General features: G+C 40.2%; 14 protein-coding genes. 8 read left to right on the top strand and 6 right to left on the bottom strand.

All coding sequences use genetic code 11. From position 1 onward, the window contains the following. Positions 1–27 precede the first annotated feature (27 nt). From Aba26S_RS08225 to Aba26S_RS08195, 7 genes are all read left to right on the top strand, one after another. Complete coding sequence (locus Aba26S_RS08225; protein ID WP_043971335.1) at positions 28–750, top strand: alpha/beta fold hydrolase; 723 nt, start codon at positions 28–30, stop codon at positions 748–750. A 328-nt stretch (positions 751–1,078) separates the two neighbouring features. Then, positions 1,079–2,374: an adenosylmethionine--8-amino-7-oxononanoate transaminase gene (gene bioA, locus Aba26S_RS08220; RefSeq protein WP_043971258.1), complete on the top strand. Its 1,296-nt coding sequence runs from the start codon at positions 1,079–1,081 to the stop codon at positions 2,372–2,374. Further along, positions 2,361–3,515, top strand: coding sequence for an 8-amino-7-oxononanoate synthase (locus Aba26S_RS08215; RefSeq protein ID WP_043971256.1), 1,155 nt, complete (start codon positions 2,361–2,363; stop codon positions 3,513–3,515). Before bioA ends, Aba26S_RS08215 begins: the two co-directional genes overlap by 14 nt. Further along, a complete protein-coding gene (bioC, locus tag Aba26S_RS08210; RefSeq protein ID WP_005239332.1) occupies positions 3,512–4,285 on the top strand; it encodes a malonyl-ACP O-methyltransferase BioC in 774 nt (257 codons plus the stop codon). The genes Aba26S_RS08215 and bioC overlap by 4 nt, the downstream gene beginning before the upstream one ends. Positions 4,286–4,289: 4 nt before the next feature. After that, positions 4,290–4,793 carry a hypothetical protein gene (locus Aba26S_RS08205; RefSeq protein WP_005239330.1) on the top strand — a complete coding sequence of 168 codons (504 nt, stop codon included), beginning with the start codon at positions 4,290–4,292 and terminating at the stop codon, positions 4,791–4,793. Beyond that, entirely contained in the window at positions 4,794–5,435 is a 642-nt protein-coding gene (bioD, locus tag Aba26S_RS08200; protein ID WP_043971254.1) for a dethiobiotin synthase, read from the top strand. It begins immediately after the preceding gene. A 311-nt stretch (positions 5,436–5,746) separates the two neighbouring features. Then, entirely contained in the window at positions 5,747–6,418 is a 672-nt protein-coding gene (locus tag Aba26S_RS08195) for a hypothetical protein (protein WP_010589903.1), read from the top strand. 189 nt (positions 6,419–6,607) lie between these two features. Here Aba26S_RS08195 and Aba26S_RS08190 read toward each other — a convergent pair whose 3' ends face one another. From Aba26S_RS08190 to Aba26S_RS08165, 6 genes are all read right to left on the bottom strand, one after another. Further along, positions 6,608–7,705 carry a S41 family peptidase gene (locus Aba26S_RS08190; protein WP_043971252.1) on the bottom strand — a complete coding sequence of 366 codons (1,098 nt, stop codon included), beginning with the start codon at positions 7,703–7,705 and terminating at the stop codon, positions 6,608–6,610. Between the two features lie 307 nt (positions 7,706–8,012). Continuing rightward, complete coding sequence (locus Aba26S_RS08185) at positions 8,013–8,432, bottom strand: biopolymer transporter ExbD (RefSeq protein WP_005239324.1); 420 nt, start codon at positions 8,430–8,432, stop codon at positions 8,013–8,015. 15 nt (positions 8,433–8,447) lie between these two features. After that, positions 8,448–8,876, bottom strand: coding sequence for a biopolymer transporter ExbD (locus tag Aba26S_RS08180; RefSeq protein WP_005239323.1), 429 nt, complete (start codon positions 8,874–8,876; stop codon positions 8,448–8,450). An 11-nt stretch (positions 8,877–8,887) separates the two neighbouring features. After that, positions 8,888–9,763, bottom strand: a complete 876-nt coding sequence (locus tag Aba26S_RS08175; RefSeq protein ID WP_005239322.1) for a MotA/TolQ/ExbB proton channel family protein — start codon at positions 9,761–9,763, stop codon at positions 8,888–8,890. Positions 9,764–9,802: 39 nt separating this feature from the next. After that, complete coding sequence (locus Aba26S_RS08170) at positions 9,803–10,522, bottom strand: TonB family protein (RefSeq protein ID WP_005239321.1); 720 nt, start codon at positions 10,520–10,522, stop codon at positions 9,803–9,805. A 154-nt stretch (positions 10,523–10,676) separates the two neighbouring features. Continuing rightward, on the bottom strand, positions 10,677–13,394 hold the full coding sequence (locus tag Aba26S_RS08165; RefSeq protein ID WP_043971250.1) for a TonB-dependent receptor: 2,718 nt from the start codon (positions 13,392–13,394) through the stop codon (positions 10,677–10,679). Positions 13,395–14,052: 658 nt separating this feature from the next. On the opposite strand from Aba26S_RS08165, the gene Aba26S_RS08160 reads away from it, so the two are divergent. Then, positions 14,053–15,837 (top strand): ABC transporter substrate-binding protein, encoded by a 1,785-nt coding sequence (locus Aba26S_RS08160; RefSeq protein WP_043971247.1) that lies wholly within the window; start codon positions 14,053–14,055, stop codon positions 15,835–15,837. The last annotated feature ends 8 nt before the right edge of the window (positions 15,838–15,845 follow it).

Genomic DNA, 15,845 nt, shown 5'->3' with positions numbered 1-15,845 from the left:
TTGACGTTTTTAGAATTGGGCAAGCATGTGAGTTATAAGATTCTACTGATTACAGGATGGGGCGGTGGTGCTGAATTATTAAAACCTTTACATGAGGCTTTAGAACAAAAGGGGCATAGCGTTGAGCGGATCAATATCTTTAATGCGCTGAATGATGACATCTTGCAACAGCATGTTGAACGTGCAGTGAAATTTGATGTGATTGTAGGGTGGTCGCTTGGTGGACAACTGGCAACCTTGCTGGTCGATCAAATCCAGCAACAATATGCTGAAAAGAAAGTTTTAATCACGTTAGCGTCAAATCCATGTTTTGTGGCACAAACAGACTGGATGGCTGCCATGCCTATTGAAACCTTTATCCAATTTAAACAATCATTTGAACAGGATGCGATTAGTACTTTAAAGCGTTTTGGTTTACTGGTCTGTCAAGGTGCCAGTTCAGCAAAAAAAGACTTTTTGGCTATGCAAGAATTGATTCGTCCACAACCGATTGCCTTGCTTCGGCAGGGATTGCAGTTGCTGGAGCAATTAAACTTGGTTGAGTTGTATGAAAATTATCAGGGCAGACAGTTACATGTCTTTGCGGAGCATGATGCTTTAGTTCCTTACCAAGTTATGCAAAAAACTAAAGATTTAGCTGCAAAGAATCTATATGTTGTTTCGATTGATGGAGCTTCGCATGGTTTTCCGTGCTTTATGGTTGAGCAGACTGTGCAAATAATTGAAGATTTTATTCAACAGACGGTTTAATCTTGCTTGAATTGAAAGTTCTCGCAATATATTTTAGCTTTTGACAAGTTTAAGATAGAGCCTGGTTTATAGGCCTAATGGAATCATGCCGAGTTCTCATCCATTTTCTAGGATATGCCTTCGGCGACCTACTTTTCTTTCGGGAAAAGTAGGCAAAACCATTTGTCATCTGCAAAACCTGTTCACTTCTGTCATTTTTTCTTTTGATCTAGTGTACTAAGCCTTGTATCTTGTTTATACCACGCAGGTTGCAGATGACATTTCCGAGTATCTAAAAGCGTGATTAGGCTGATGGAAAATTTTGAAATAGCAGCAAATGAGGTAGAGGATGACCGATTTATTTGATTTAGAACATATATGGCATCCCTATACTTCGATGTTAAATCCATTGCCAACCTTTAAAGTTAAACGTGCCTATGGCGCAACGATTGAATTAGAAGATGGGCGAACTTTGGTTGATGGCATGTCTTCATGGTGGTGTGCCATTCATGGCTATAACCATCCTGAACTAAACCAAGCGGTTTCAAACCAATTACAGAATATGGCGCATATCATGTTTGGCGGTCTGACCCATGAACCTGCAATTGAATTAGGCAAATTATTATTAAAAATCACGCCACCGAGCTTGGATAAGATTTTCTACGCAGACTCAGGTTCTGTTTCGGTTGAAGTTGCTTTAAAAATGGCAGTGCAGTATTGGGCTGCATTGCATCAACCTGAGAAAACCAACTTTATTACCACCCGTTCTGGTTATCATGGTGATACCTGGAATGCAATGTCTGTCTGTGATCCTGTCACAGGGATGCATCAGATTTTTGGTAGCAGTTTACCCAATCGAATTTTTGTTCCCGCGCCACAAAGTCGTTTTGATGGTGAATGGAATCCACACGATATTCAGGAACTTAAACAGCAGATCGAACAACATCATCACACTATTGCTGCCCTGATTATTGAGCCGATTGTGCAGGGTGCAGGCGGGATGCGTTTTTATCATCCTGAATATTTGCGCCAAGCCAAAGCATTGTGTGAGCAATACAATTTACTGTTGATCTTTGATGAGATTGCGACAGGTTTTGGGCGTACAGGTAAAATGTTTGCTTGGGAACATGCGCAAGTTGAACCTGACATTATGTGTATTGGGAAGGGCTTAACTGGCGGCTATATGACGCTGTCTGCGACCCTAACCACCAAGGAAGTGGCTGAAAGCATTAGTCGTGGTGAAGCGGGTGTGTTTATGCATGGCCCAACCTTTATGGCAAATCCACTGGCCTGTGCGGTTGCTTTAAGAAGTACTCAACTGCTGATAGAACAGGATTGGCAATCCAATATTCAACGGCTTGAAAAGATTCTTGCTGAGCAGTTAAATGATTTAGCACAGCTCGATCATGTTGCTGATGTCCGTGTGTTAGGTGCGATCGGGGTGGTTGAATTAACCAGTAATGTCGATATGAAAACCTTGCAGCAACAGTTCGTTGAACGGGGTATTTGGGTGCGGCCATTTGGTAAATTAGTTTATGTGATGCCGCCGTATGTGATCACGGATGATGAACTCCATTATTTATTAGCACAGATGAGCGAAGTGGTGAAAAATATGCAAGGAGCAAATGCCAATGTCTTTGCTTGATCATTATGCCGAGCAGCTTGAGCAACTTAAACAGCAAGGTAATTTTCGCCAATTTACTGCAAATCAACAGCTGGGAAAATGGATCACCATTCAAGATCGAAGCATGTTGAATCTGGCATCCAATGATTATTTAGGTTTGGCCGCTGATTTAAGTTTAAGAGAAGAATTTCTGGATACGCTGAAAATTGAACGAGCACTCTTTAGTTCATCTTCATCACGCTTGCTTACAGGCAATTTTGCAGAATATGAGCAATTTGAAAATAGCCTAAGCAAAGCATTTGGTCGCACGGCCTTACTCTTTAATAGCGGTTATCACATGAATATCGGTCTTTTGCCTGCCTTGGCCGATAGCAAAACCGTGATTCTGGCCGATAAACTGGTGCATGCCAGTATGATTGATGGCATTCGACTATCGACTGCTCAATATGTACGTTATCGTCATAATGATTTGCAGCATCTGGAACAATTATTGCAAAAGTATCACCAAGATGAGCAAGTTGAACGCATTATTGTGGTGACTGAAAGTATTTTTAGTATGGATGGCGATGAGACTGATTTGGCAGCATTGGCACAGTTAAAACAGCGCTTTGCCAAAACCATGTTGTATGTCGATGAAGCCCATGCGATTGGGGTCAGGGGTGAGCAAGGTCTGGGCTGTGCTGAACAATATGGTGTATTGGATCAGATTGATTTCTTGGTTGGAACCTTTGGTAAGGCAATTGCGTCTGTGGGCGGCTATATCATTTGTGATTCAATCATCCGTGACTATCTGATCAATAAAATGCGTCCATTGATTTTCAGCACGGCTTTACCACCGATCTCGATGGCATGGTCAGATTTTATTTTTAATAAAGTATTGAGCATGCAGCAGCAGCGTCAGCACTTGACTGAGATCAGTCAGTATTTACAACAGGCGGTAATTGCAAAAGGTTTCTCCAGTCCATCCAGCAGCCATATTGTTCCGATTATCGTAGGTGAAAGCCAAGCGGCCATTGAAAAAGCACGCTATGTGCAGCAACAAGGGTTTTATGCCATGCCAGTACGCCCACCAACAGTGCCACAGAATAGTTCACGCTTGCGTATTTCCTTGACTTCTTTGGTGCAAAAAGCTGAATTGGAACAATTGGTGGAGTGTTTGTGAGCATCAATAAAGCATTGGTTGCACGACGTTTTGCCAAAGCAGGGCAAAGCTATGTTGAGCATGCTGTGGTACAAAAGCAAATTAGTGCGCAGTTATTTGAATACCTTAAAGTGTATTGTCCGCAAAACTTGGATTCAGTCCTAGAGATTGGCTGTGGTTCAGGCAATCTCACCTATTTATGTGAGTCTTATTTTCAGGTTGAGCAACTGTTCTTAAATGATTTATATGCAGATGTCGATCAGCATTTTCTAAATCTTAAACATGTAAATTGGCTGATTGGTGATATTGAACAACTGGCATTACCTCAAGGCTTGGATGCGGTGATTTCCAGTTCAGCATTGCAATGGATGATGGATCTGCCTGCATTATTACGGCGGATTCACAGTGCCTTACAACCCAATGCATATTTTGGTTTTTCTACTTTTGGGCCAGATAATCTCACTGAAATTAAACAGCTGACTGGACAAGGTTTAATTTATATTGATCATGATGTACTGAAACGGTACTTGGAACAGCAAGGCTTTGAAGTATTGTTCATCGCGCAAGAACTGAAGCAGGTTTATTTTGATCATCCCAAATCGGTATTGCAGCATTTAAAAGCGACAGGGGTAACCGCAACAGCTCAGTCACATCGCTGGACCAAGCAATCCTTGCAGCAGTTTTATTTAGATTATCAACAGTTTTATGATGAACAGGGTTTCCGCCTGACTTATGATCCGATTTATGTGATTGCACGGAGAGCAGAGTCATTATCTTTAGGAAATGAGTAGGATTATGCCAGATCGGTTAACGTCCAGACATAATATTGTGCATGGTTATTTTGCATTGAGCATAAGTTTAATGTTTCTGGTGTTTTCTGCTTTCTTCTGGACAATGGTTTGCTTGATTTTGGGTGTTTTACTGATCAGCTTAGGATATATACGCATCTGGAAAAAAGATCAAATCCCCAATCTGATTATTGAAGGGATAGTTTTAATGATGATTTTGTTGTCTTTTGGGTTGGCGAGCTGGATAACAGATTATATGAACCAAAATGCGCCACGAAAAGCCATGTGTGGTTGGGCTAAAAATATTAAGAAATCCGGCAGAAGCAGTGGTCAGTTTTTATTACGAAATGAGCAGAATAGTCAAATTTTCCCTTATACCTACCAGATACAAGACTATGCAGGTAGTGAAATCTGTATTGAATATTCTTTAGATCAGCGTTTGAGTGATTATCCTTATATTCATGAAATTTACCCTCAAAGTTCGATAACTCAGGGAAAGGAGATTAAATAGATGAGTCGTATTTATTTTGTCAGCGGTATTGATACTGAAATTGGTAAAACATATGCCACAGGCTATCTCGCCAAACTTTGGACCGAGCAAGGGCTACGTGTTATTACTCAGAAATTAGTACAAACAGGTAATGTAGATATCTCAGAAGATATCGAAAAACACCGTGAAATTATGGGCAGTGGCTGGTTTCAGGAAGATCACGAAAAGCTGACCATGCCTGAAATTTTTACTTATCCTGCCTCACCACATTTAGCCACACGTCTGGATGGACGTGATCTGGATTTTGCCAAAATCGAGGCAGCGACTAAGGAACTTGCCCAACGTTTTGAGGTGGTGCTGTTAGAAGGTGCAGGTGGTTTGATGGTACCTTTAACTACAGAGATGTTGACCATTGATTATATTGCTCAGCATCAATTTCCTGTGATTTTGGTGACTTCTGGACGTTTGGGCAGTATTAACCATACTTTATTGAGTTTAGAAGCATTAAAGCAGCGTGGTTTGAGTTTGCATGCTTTGGTGTATAACTTAAAGGATGAGTCGAAAGATCCAGTTATTTCGAAAGATACCGCAGATTATTTAAAAGCTTATTTGGCAAAGCATTTTCCTGATGCTCAATGGATTGAGTTGGAAAAGTTTAAATAACTTAAATTTTAATTAGAATCAAAATAGTGGCTCTTCACAGAGTCTCGCTGAGTTCAAGCTAAAGTTAGGGATAAACCACTATGTCTTGCGCTTCAGTTGAAATATATTTCAACTTCGTTCAGGTTCGCCCTACTTTGGTTTCGCCCAAAGTAGGCAAAGGCATTGTCATCTACAAAACCTGTTCTCTCTCCGTTCTTGTTTTTATTATTTCGCAGAAACAATATATTGCAAAATTCACGCAGGTTGTGGATGACGTTTCCGAGTATCATATTTCATCTGAGAGTTTCGATTTTATAAAAGTAAGGCCTAAAATGAACAAGAAAAATAAATTAGCTCTATCCATCTTATTTGGATTTTTGATTCCAGTCTCAACAACTCATGCTGCTGTACCAACAGATAAAACCATCATTAGTTGGATCACCAACTTACAAGATTCAAATGCCAATCCTCCTCAAGCCATTCAGATTGATTCTACCGAAGCCGTAAAACTGATCTCAGGGGAAGAAGCCTATTTATCGGGCGTGAGTTTTGAAAATGCGGGACGGAATTTTTGGGCTGGTTATGTATTAACCCGTCCCAAATTAAAACAGGCTCGAATCTTAAAAGAGTTTGGTGGTCAATCGAATAGCTTTAAAGTACATCCAACCGTTTATAAAGGTAAGCCGATTCAACTGATCGAAATTGAAAGCGCAGGCTCAGGACAGGGCACGGTTGAATCGAGTAAAAGTCTAGTTTATTTAAATCAATGGAGTACTAAGCTGATTACAAGAGTAGAAGAATCTTCTTATAACGGGCGCTATGATGAAAAACTAGGTGCAGAAGATTGTCGTACGGGACGAGAGAACTCTGGCTATTTAAATGTGATGCCTTATTCACCTTATGTCATTCGAACCACAGTGACGGGGGATGCTTGTAATAACAAACCGCAAGGCTATAAAGTAAGTAGTAAGCTTATTCCGATCATGATCAGTGAAATAAAATAAAAAAAGCAACAAGCGAACTTGTTAGCACAGGAGTAGACTCTCATTATGAGAATAGTTTCTTGTTTTTATTATGTAGTTATTACTGACGATACCGATTTTAGTGACATTGGTTTGTTGAGCTAATGCCATCACCTTCCAGAAGCAAAATGGATTGAGTTGGAAAAGTTTTAGTCTCATCCTTGAATGACGTTATAGTTTTTCATTTTCCAACAAGCTTTGCGCCAACGAAATTTCGGCATTATAGGCCGTTTTATTCTGGGGCTGGGGCAGTTTTATTTGAGGTGGGATACCCAAACGATCGACATCTTTGATGCCTAAATTGACATAAGTTCCTGCATAACTTAAGTAGATTTTATTGGATGGTGTCAATTTTTCAAGCATGTTAGATGCTGCGATAGTGCCATAAGTATTTTGCCCCATCGTGATGACCTTGGGGTTTTGTTTTACAGTTAAGATAAATTGCTCACATGAGCTTCCACATTCTGAACTCATCAAAATCACTATTTTTTTAGGTTGGGCTAAAGCTTCTTTTTTGTTAATGGTTTGTCTAATTTCATTTGTATCAAATAGACTGACCCAACGCCAAGGTTGTGTTCGCATTTTTGCAGTGATTGCATCATTCCATTTGTTATGTGAAGCACTGTTCAATAATGTTTTATAGATTGCCCATGCTTTAATATTCTCTGGGGTAGAGAACATTTTAGGTGACTGAAACCAGTACTCATGCTGACCTAATAATTGTATTAAAGGGAAATAATTTGAATCATTACCACCGTTATTTTCACGGACATCAATAATGATATAGGGGGCAGTACGAATATTATCCTGATTTTTCTGAATGACTTTTTCTAGTTTTTGTTTCATTCCCTCTCGAAAAGAGGTGACTTTGATATAAGACGTTAATTCAGATAGTTGTTGAGTTTCTATTAAACTTTGATCTGAACTTGAATTTGTGCTGATATGAAAGCCATGAAATATTGATTGATCTGATGCTCTAAGGTGTCCTTTGCGTATCGAGCGTAAAAAAGGCTCAATGATTACAGTACAGTCTTTAACTGTTTTAATTTGGGTCATTTTATTTTGCTGTGTTTTGAATAACCTATTGATAATATCTGGATATTGTTTCCATTCATCTGCATGAATGCCTGCATCATTTTCTAATAAAAAATTTGCAATAAAATTAAAATCTTGTTGGCACTGCTCATTGGTGAATGTGGCGCCAGACGTTGCTGTATGTGCAAGGCTAGCACAGGCAGTGAGTAATAATGCAATACCGTTTTTTTTCATGATTAATTAAAAGACACGTATTTGATGTTTGTTTTATCTAAAATGTTGTTGGGGCTGGATGAATGAAATGTACTTTTTATAGACACCCTCATTTAATAAAAATCACTATAATTTCACATATGAATATGGAAAATATAACTGATTTGAAAGGGTTTTAATTAACTAAAATAATTGATATATATAATTTTTTTTAATAAGAAAGGCGTATTGCTGAATGAGCATAAAGGGCAATAAAAAAAGCTAACAAGCGAACTTGTTAGCGCAGGAGTAAACTCTCATTATGAGAATAGTTTCTTGTTTTTATTATTTAGTTATTACTGACGATACCGATTTTAGTGACATTGGTTTGTTGAGCCAGCGCCATCACCATTGCAATATTTTTATATTCCGCCTGAGCATCTGGTTTAAATTTAATTTGATCCTGATCGGCTTTTTGGGCCACAGATTCGAATAAAACCTTAAGTGCCTGACGATCTGCAACCGCTTGATCATTCCAGAAAATATGTCCTTGTGCATCGACACGCAGGTTAATCGTTTCTGGTGGCTTCTGATCTGTTGGTGGTGGCGGTGTACCATTCGGCAAATTAATGTTAATGGCATTGTTTGGAATCGGGATGGTGATAATGAACATAATCAGCAGCACCAGCATGACATCAATCAGTGGTGTCATATTGACGTCAAGCATCACCTCATCTTCATCCTTTTTTGAACCTACATTCATACCCATCTGTGGTTCCTCCTGTTATTGTGCGGAAGCAGGCGGAGTAGTGACAAATGCAATTTTGCCAATCCCAGCTTGTTGAGTTGTACTAATCACTTGATCAATTGCTTCATAGTGCGTCAATTGATCACCACGAATATGAACCTCAGGTTGTGGACGCTTTTGTGCTTCAACTTGTAAACGTGCGAGTAGGGTTTCCTTATTTGCAACGTGTTGTTCATTCCAAAAAATATCCCCTGTTTTATTCACTGAAAGCTGGATATTTTGTGGGGTGGTGGCATAAGGCGTATTTTTCTCTTCTGGGAGTTTAACTGGAACGGTATGCGTGACCACTGGAACCGTGATTAAAAAGATAATCAGCAGCACCAGCATGATGTCGACCAGCGGTGTCGTATTAATCGTCCCAATGACTTCATCGTCACTTTGATCAGAATTTATCATCATGCCCATAGCATTCTTCCTTATTTAAGATCACGGTCTGGGTGATTGCGATTTAAATCACCGCTGAGTAATACCGCATGTAAATCCGAACCAAAGGAGCGAACATTGTCCATTACGGCTTTATTACGACGAGTTAACCAGTTGTAGCCCAGTACCGCAGGCACTGCGACAGCCAAACCAATCGCCGTCATAATTAAGGCTTCGCCCACAGGGCCTGCTACTTTATCAATCGATGCTTGGCCTGAAATACCAATCGCGGTCAGCGCATGATAAATTCCCCAAACTGTTCCAAATAATCCTACGAAGGGTGCTGTTGACCCAACGGTTGCAAGGAAGGCCAAGCCATTACTGAGATGACTTTGTACTTTTTCGATAGCACGTTGAATAGAAATGGTCACCCATGTGTTGAAATCAATACGCTCTAATAAGGTGCCATCGTGATGTTTGGTCGAACGAATGCCTTTTTCAGCAATATAACGATAGCTACTATTGCTATTTAAGCTTTCTGCTGCGCTATTCAGCGATTCTGCTTCCCAGAAATGACGTTCCGCTTCTGTGCCATGACGCTTGATTTTACTTTGCTGAAACACTTTAGACAGAATGATGTACCACGTACCAATTGACATCAGCACCAGGATGAATAAAGTCGATTTTGCAACTAAATCACCTTCGCGCCAGAGGGCTTCCAAGCCATAAGGGTTATGTACTTTTTCCACTGTTGCAGGTAATGGTGGTGGTGTCGGTGCAGCTTGTGCAGTCGCATCGGTACTGGTTGTGGTAATGGCGGTGGTCTGCGTAGTTTCATCAGCCCAAACAGCTGCAACTGGAAGTAAGGTCGTTCCTGCAATGAGACCAATTGCCGCGATTCTAGAAATACGTTTTGCTGTGTTTTTCATTTTAAATTCTCCAAAAATTTGTTTGTTCAATGCTTTTCTTTAGGAAATCGTGAATGGATATTCGATTTCGTACCAGTCTTGTTGTGGTACACCGTCTTTCATGGCTGGTTTAAATGTGCACAAGCTATAGGCTTTGACCGCTGCTTTATCCAGACTTTTACTACCACTCGATTTTTTTACTTTTGAGTCAATCACTTTACCTGAGCCATCGACCAGTACCCGAATACGCACCGTACCTTCTTCTTCATTCATCAAGGCTTCACGTGGATATTCAGGCTTTTGGCAACCTGCTTCACCTTCAGAAACACCACGCGAGATCCCCGCAGGTTTTGGAGGCGGAGCTGCAGCTGCTACGGGGGCTGATGGTGCAGCAGCAACAGGGCTTGGACTTGCAGTAGCAGGCGCGGGTGTTGGTGTCGCCACGGCTGTTTTAGTCGGTTGGGCAGGTGCTGGTTTTTGCACAGGGGTGACTTTCTCCACCTGTTTCGGTGGGTCAGGCATCTTGGCCACTTTTTCGACCATCTTCGGTGGTTCTGGGGGCTTTTCTTTCGGTTTAGGTTCCTCAGGTTTTGGCGGCGGTGGTGGTTTGATGTCCTGAATAATCTGTAGCTCTACAGGTTTATCGACAGGCTTGCTAAAGTCTGTCGCTAAACTTGTCATCAGAATATAGGCGATAATGAGATGTAGAAATAACACCAGACCAATGCCGACTAGGCGTTTGGCGGGTTGATTTTCATTCTCAGAAAAGGGGATGCCCATAATTACTCCTGAAATTACAATCATGGATTCACCATCGTTTGGAGGATGAGACCAATTAAAAAATTGATACTGACCACTTTAATTTTTGATGAATCAGAGGATTGCGGTAAACCACTACGACAGAACAAGAGTGATGCCGTAGTGACGAAACGTATTAAAATTTGTAGGTGCCACGGGCGAAGTAGGTACGGCCTGTTGGATCGCTAAAACGTGGATCATAGCCATACTGGAAGTTAGTCACTGTATTGGAAACCGTTGGTTCTTCATCAAACAGATTCTTAATACCAAGTGTTAAATCTAGATTTTTAAAGCCTTTATAGGTTCCTGAAACGTTATAAACGGTATAGTCACTGACACGATGATTCTTATAACCATCAGCAAGATTGTCCGAGTTTTGATCTTTGTAGCCACTTGTGAATTGTTGCTGGAAATTCAGAGCCCAATTTTCGTAATACCAATTTAGGTTTGCCACATGTTTCCAGCGAATTGTTGGTCCGCCATTGCTGATCGGGCTATTATCTTGATATGCCCCTAGGTTGCTAAACCATTCACCATTTTTCTCGGTTTGGTAATCGTATTTCGTGATATAGGTTCCATCAATACCAAAACCAAAACGTCCAGTTGAGGTCATGGGCGTGAGATAATTTAAGCCTAGATCAAAACCTTCTGTTTTTATATTCCCCATGTTTTGCATGGTGGTAATGAGATAGTCAATGGAGCCATCTGTCTTACGGACAAATTTATCTTGATATTTGTTTGGATCTGCAAAAATAGCGGCAGAATCTAGGGCAGAAATCTGATTTTTGATTTCAATATTGTAGTAATCCAAAGAGAACACAAGATTTTTGATTGGTTCAAGTACAAATCCTGCGGTAACCGAGGTTGACTTCTCAGGCTCTAACTCTTTATTTCCCCCTTGCATACGATCGAATTGCTGATTACAGTCACGAGCCTCACTACCGCCAGCGGCAACCTTACCCCCTGGGCATAAAATTGGGTCACTGTTATTTGGTGATAAAGTTCGACTATTGGTTTTATTGATTTCATATAAGGTTGGTGCACGGAAGCCTGTGCTGTACGAAGTACGGAACATGAGTTGTTTAAGTGGTTCCCAACGTAAAGCAATTTTTGGATTAAAGGTATCACCGACATCACTATAGTTGTCGTAGCGCGCTGCAATTTGTGCTTCTAACGTTTTATGTAGTGGGATTTGTAGTTCGGTAAATACTGATGAGATATCGCGCTTGCCTTCTTGATGTGGATTATTAGGATCAGTTCCAAGGCTTGGTAAGCGAGCAGCAAGATCTGAATTTACAGTAGAATCCCACTTGTCATGGCGGAAACTGCCACCAAATGCGAAACCAACATCACCAGCAGGTAAGGTATAAATTGGTCGGCTTGCAGTAAAGTCGACTGTACTGGATTCTAATTTTGCTTTGTTATAATCTCCTGAAAGTGAGAGTTTGTTCCAAAGATTCGGATCATCTCCAGCCGCCTGTGGCCCAAATGGATTAAGTTGGCCTGCATCTAAAGCTGATTGCACAGCCGCTTTATCTAAATATCCACTGGTTGCTGTTTCTGTGACTGCATTACGTGCGTAGCTGACACCTGTATTGATATCCCAACCATATGCTTCACCTTCAATACCTGCAAAAACTCGATGAGATTCATTCTCTGTATCACTAATACGGTTACCAGCTTGTGAGCGTAGTGAGAGTAGAAGTGGTTCACCACTGAGGTTAGCAACAGCAGGTACGAAACCATTCCCTGGATAATATTTACTATTCTTGCCAAGGCTCACTTTATTATTGCCGTTATAGACATCGGGTGCGACTGATGTTGAGACCTTATTGTTGGCATAAACATATTCACCAATGGCGTTGAAGTTATTATTTAGCTTCAGCGTTAAACGGCCCATCGCGGAAATATCTTCTGTTTTTGGCACAATCCCGATCATATTTTGCGTGTTAAGTAGACAAACTTTACCAAGTGCTTCAGTACCTGCATAACCGCCACAGCCTGTTGCTGCATAAGGATTTCCACTGGTTCCATTTTTAGAATCAACGAAATTGGCAGGGAACGAGGCTGAACTTCGTGTATCAAGACCAAGTTCGGGAATCAGGCTGCCTTTTGCGCTAATCTTTCTATCCTTAGCCATGATGTCATTGCCATGGCGATAATCAACCACACCAAATACATTAAAACCATTGTCTTCAAGGTCGCCATAGCCACCAAAAATACTGATGTCTTGAGTATCACCACCTTTATGTTCAGGTTGGGTAAGGCCACCACTGATATTTAATCCAGTGAATTGTTTCTTGGTAATAAAGTTGATGACTCCACCAATGGCATCGGTACCATAAATTGCAGAAGCACCATCACGGACGATCTCGATCCGTTCAAGCATGGCCAGTGGAATCACATTTAAATTGGTTACACCACTATCAAATGCACTTGCAGCCAAACGGCGACCATTGAGTAAAATCAATGTTTTATTTTCGCCAACTCCTCGTAAATTGGCTGTTGCTCCTGCAGTACCAGAGTGTCCGACGTTTTGTGAAGTAACAAAACCTGCTTGGTTGGCCGTAATTTTAGTGAGTGCTTCTTCTGTTGTGGTTACCCCTTGTTTTAGAATCTCATCAACCTTGACGACTGTGATCGGTGAAGCACTCTGTGCTGCAACGCCTTTAATGGAAGAACCTGTAACTGCAACTTTTACAACTTTGGCTACTTTTTCCTCGGATGATGATTCTGCCTCAGCAGCGTGAGCCATGGTTAAACACAACATACTTAAACTAAGTGTACTGAGTTTGAGTATGGTTTTGCCCGCTTTTGGCAGAGCAGTTGGTTGAGCGAAGTTGGCTTTTTTCATTGATTATTTAACCCCTAAATGGATTGCCACTCTAAAAATTCAATAAATCCGTTTTAGCAAGAGCTGTGCCAAACCCTATTTTTAGATTTTGCTTAATGTAGAATAAAATGTGTAAAAGTGTTTTAGTTTTTATATATAAGCTTTTCATATTTTTACTAAATATTAAAAATGTTGAAACAATTTCAGATGTCGCCTAGTTAACATAATCTTCCAGATAAGGTATGATTTTTTAATGCATTAAAATGAATCATAAAGTTTTATTTTTGCTTTTTTGTGGTGCATTAAGTCTTTTATTGCTATAAAACATTAGGTTTATTATTTTTATTTCATTGAAATGGAAAATAATATATAAAAATATGATTTGGCATAAAGTTACTTTTATTTAAGATGCGTCAAAAATAAGTCTGCTTGGAATATCTGTTGATTAAAAAACAGGCTTATTTTTTTATTGGAAAAGTGGCATGAAAATAGCTAGGTAATTTTCGATCTTTAAGGGGTTTTTCTTTTGACTGAATTTTTCCAACTGGTAAAACATCATTAAATAAATGATTTTTTAGTAAAAAACTGGAATGAGACATGCTGAAAGGGAAACGGTTGTAGTGTTGAATGCTATGCAAAAGTCTAGTATTTATTAAAAAACGATAATGTGAGCACTGATTTGAAGTCAACTTTTTTTACGGTCACTGTATTCTCAACCATTATTGCATGCATGCCGATGGGGTATGCAAAAACACCTGCCCAAGCAGATAAAGTACTCCGTGTTGCTTTTGAAGCACCAGATGATGGTTTTGACATGGTTAAAACTTTTAATTTTTACAGTGGTAATGTTGCCGATGTGATTTTTGAAAGATTGCTACAATATGATTATCTGGCTAACCCTGTGAAATTGGTTCCGTCCACAGCAGAAAGCCTACCTGTCATTCAAAAAAATGGTCAGATTTATATATTTAAAATAAAGCCTGGGATTTATTTTACTGATGATCCAGCATTTAAAGGCATGCGTAGGGAGTTGGTTGCTGAGGATTATGTCTATTCCATTAAGCGGATACTCGATCCTAAAAATCATGCCTCATCATTTTCTTTTATTGATAATAAAATCGTCGGTGCCAATGCACTGGTTGACCAAGCTAAAAAAACCGGCACATTTAACTATGATGCCAAGATTGAAGGTGTTAAGGCACTGGATAAATATACGATTCAATTTACCTTGACGCAACCTGATTATAATTTTCCTTATATTCTAGCCTATAGTAGCTTTGGCGCAACTGCGCGTGAAGTTGTTGAATATTATAAAGATCGTTTGGCTATGCATCCTGTGGGAACAGGGCCCTATATGCTGAGTAAATATGTGCCCCGCAGCAAGATCGAATTGGTGGCCAATCCAGATTACCGCGGTTTTGTCTGGAATTTTAAATCCACAGGCACGGCTTGGGATGATCAACTGGTCAAAGAAATGAGTGGCAAGCAAATGCCGCAAATTGGCAAAGTCAATATCAGCATTATCGAAGAAGAACAATCACGTTGGCTCGCCTTTCAGTCCAAGCAACTGGATTTTGATAAGGTCACTTCAAATGCAATTCCTAAAGTGCTTGATCAAAATAATCAGTTAAAAGCAGAAATGCAAAGACAGGGTATACGTCTTTATGCCAATAAAGAGGCGGAGATTACCTATTCGATGTTGAATATGCGTGATCCTATTGTTGGTGGTAATAGCCTAGATAAAATTGCGTTAAGACGTGCCATCGCTATGTCTTTTAATGTCAATGAATATATCCGTATTTTAAGAAAGGGACAGGCGGTTAAGGCAGAAATGTTAGTACCAGCTGGCGTAAGTGGATATAACCCGAATTACCGCAGCAGCATCGGTTATAACCCGGTATTGGCCAATAAATTATTGGATCATTTTGGTTATAAAAAAGGCACCGATGGTTATCGTAATTTGCCTAATGGCAAGCCTCTAACCTTAAAAATAAATACCGAGAGTGGCACATCTTCCGTAATGTATTCTGAGTTATGGAAGAAAAATTTAGATGCAGTCGGGATTCGGGCAGACTTTAAAGTCAGTAATTTTGCCGATAACTTAAAAGCTGCAACCCAGTGTCAATACATGATGTGGAGTGGGGCATGGCATGCGGATTATCCCGAGGGAGAAAATTTCACGCAGTTACTTTATGGGCCAAATGTTGGACGAGGTAATCAATCCTGTTATCAGTCTGCCGCCTATGACAATCTATATAAACAAGCGATGCAGCAACCCCCTGAAAAACGGATGCCATTCTATGAAAAAATGAGTCGCCAAATCGAAGCAGACAATACTTGGATTTTACAAGATACACGGATTCGCAACTGGTTGATTCAACCTGAAGTACAGGGATTTAAGGCCCATCCGATCATGAATACCAATTGGCAATATTTAGATATTGTTTCACCAACTCAAAAATAAGTGATGCA

Origin of the sequence: Acinetobacter sp. NBRC 110496 (assembly GCF_000876115.1) — a bacterium.
GTDB lineage: Bacteria > Pseudomonadota > Gammaproteobacteria > Pseudomonadales > Moraxellaceae > Acinetobacter.
The sequence above is the reverse complement of the archived record's forward strand: the minus strand, read 5'-3'. Positions and strand labels throughout refer to the sequence as shown.

Excerpts from the sequence above, each read along its gene's own strand:
- bioD (WP_043971254.1), top strand. The coding sequence starts at position 4,794 with ATGAGTCGTATTTATTTTGTCAGCGGTATTGATACTGAAATTGGTAAA.
- Aba26S_RS08165 (WP_043971250.1), bottom strand. The coding sequence starts at position 13,394 with ATGAAAAAAGCCAACTTCGCTCAACCAACTGCTCTGCCAAAAGCGGGC.
- Aba26S_RS08215 (WP_043971256.1), top strand. The coding sequence starts at position 2,361 with ATGTCTTTGCTTGATCATTATGCCGAGCAGCTTGAGCAACTTAAACAG.
- Aba26S_RS08185 (WP_005239324.1), bottom strand. The coding sequence starts at position 8,432 with ATGGGTATGAATGTAGGTTCAAAAAAGGATGAAGATGAGGTGATGCTT.
- Aba26S_RS08190 (WP_043971252.1), bottom strand. The coding sequence starts at position 7,705 with ATGAAAAAAAACGGTATTGCATTATTACTCACTGCCTGTGCTAGCCTT.
- Aba26S_RS08195 (WP_010589903.1), top strand. The coding sequence starts at position 5,747 with ATGAACAAGAAAAATAAATTAGCTCTATCCATCTTATTTGGATTTTTG.
- Aba26S_RS08180 (WP_005239323.1), bottom strand. The coding sequence starts at position 8,876 with ATGGGCATGATGATAAATTCTGATCAAAGTGACGATGAAGTCATTGGG.
- Aba26S_RS08205 (WP_005239330.1), top strand. The coding sequence starts at position 4,290 with ATGCCAGATCGGTTAACGTCCAGACATAATATTGTGCATGGTTATTTT.
- Aba26S_RS08170 (WP_005239321.1), bottom strand. The coding sequence starts at position 10,522 with ATGGGCATCCCCTTTTCTGAGAATGAAAATCAACCCGCCAAACGCCTA.
- Aba26S_RS08175 (WP_005239322.1), bottom strand. The coding sequence starts at position 9,763 with ATGAAAAACACAGCAAAACGTATTTCTAGAATCGCGGCAATTGGTCTC.
- bioA (WP_043971258.1), top strand. The coding sequence starts at position 1,079 with ATGACCGATTTATTTGATTTAGAACATATATGGCATCCCTATACTTCG.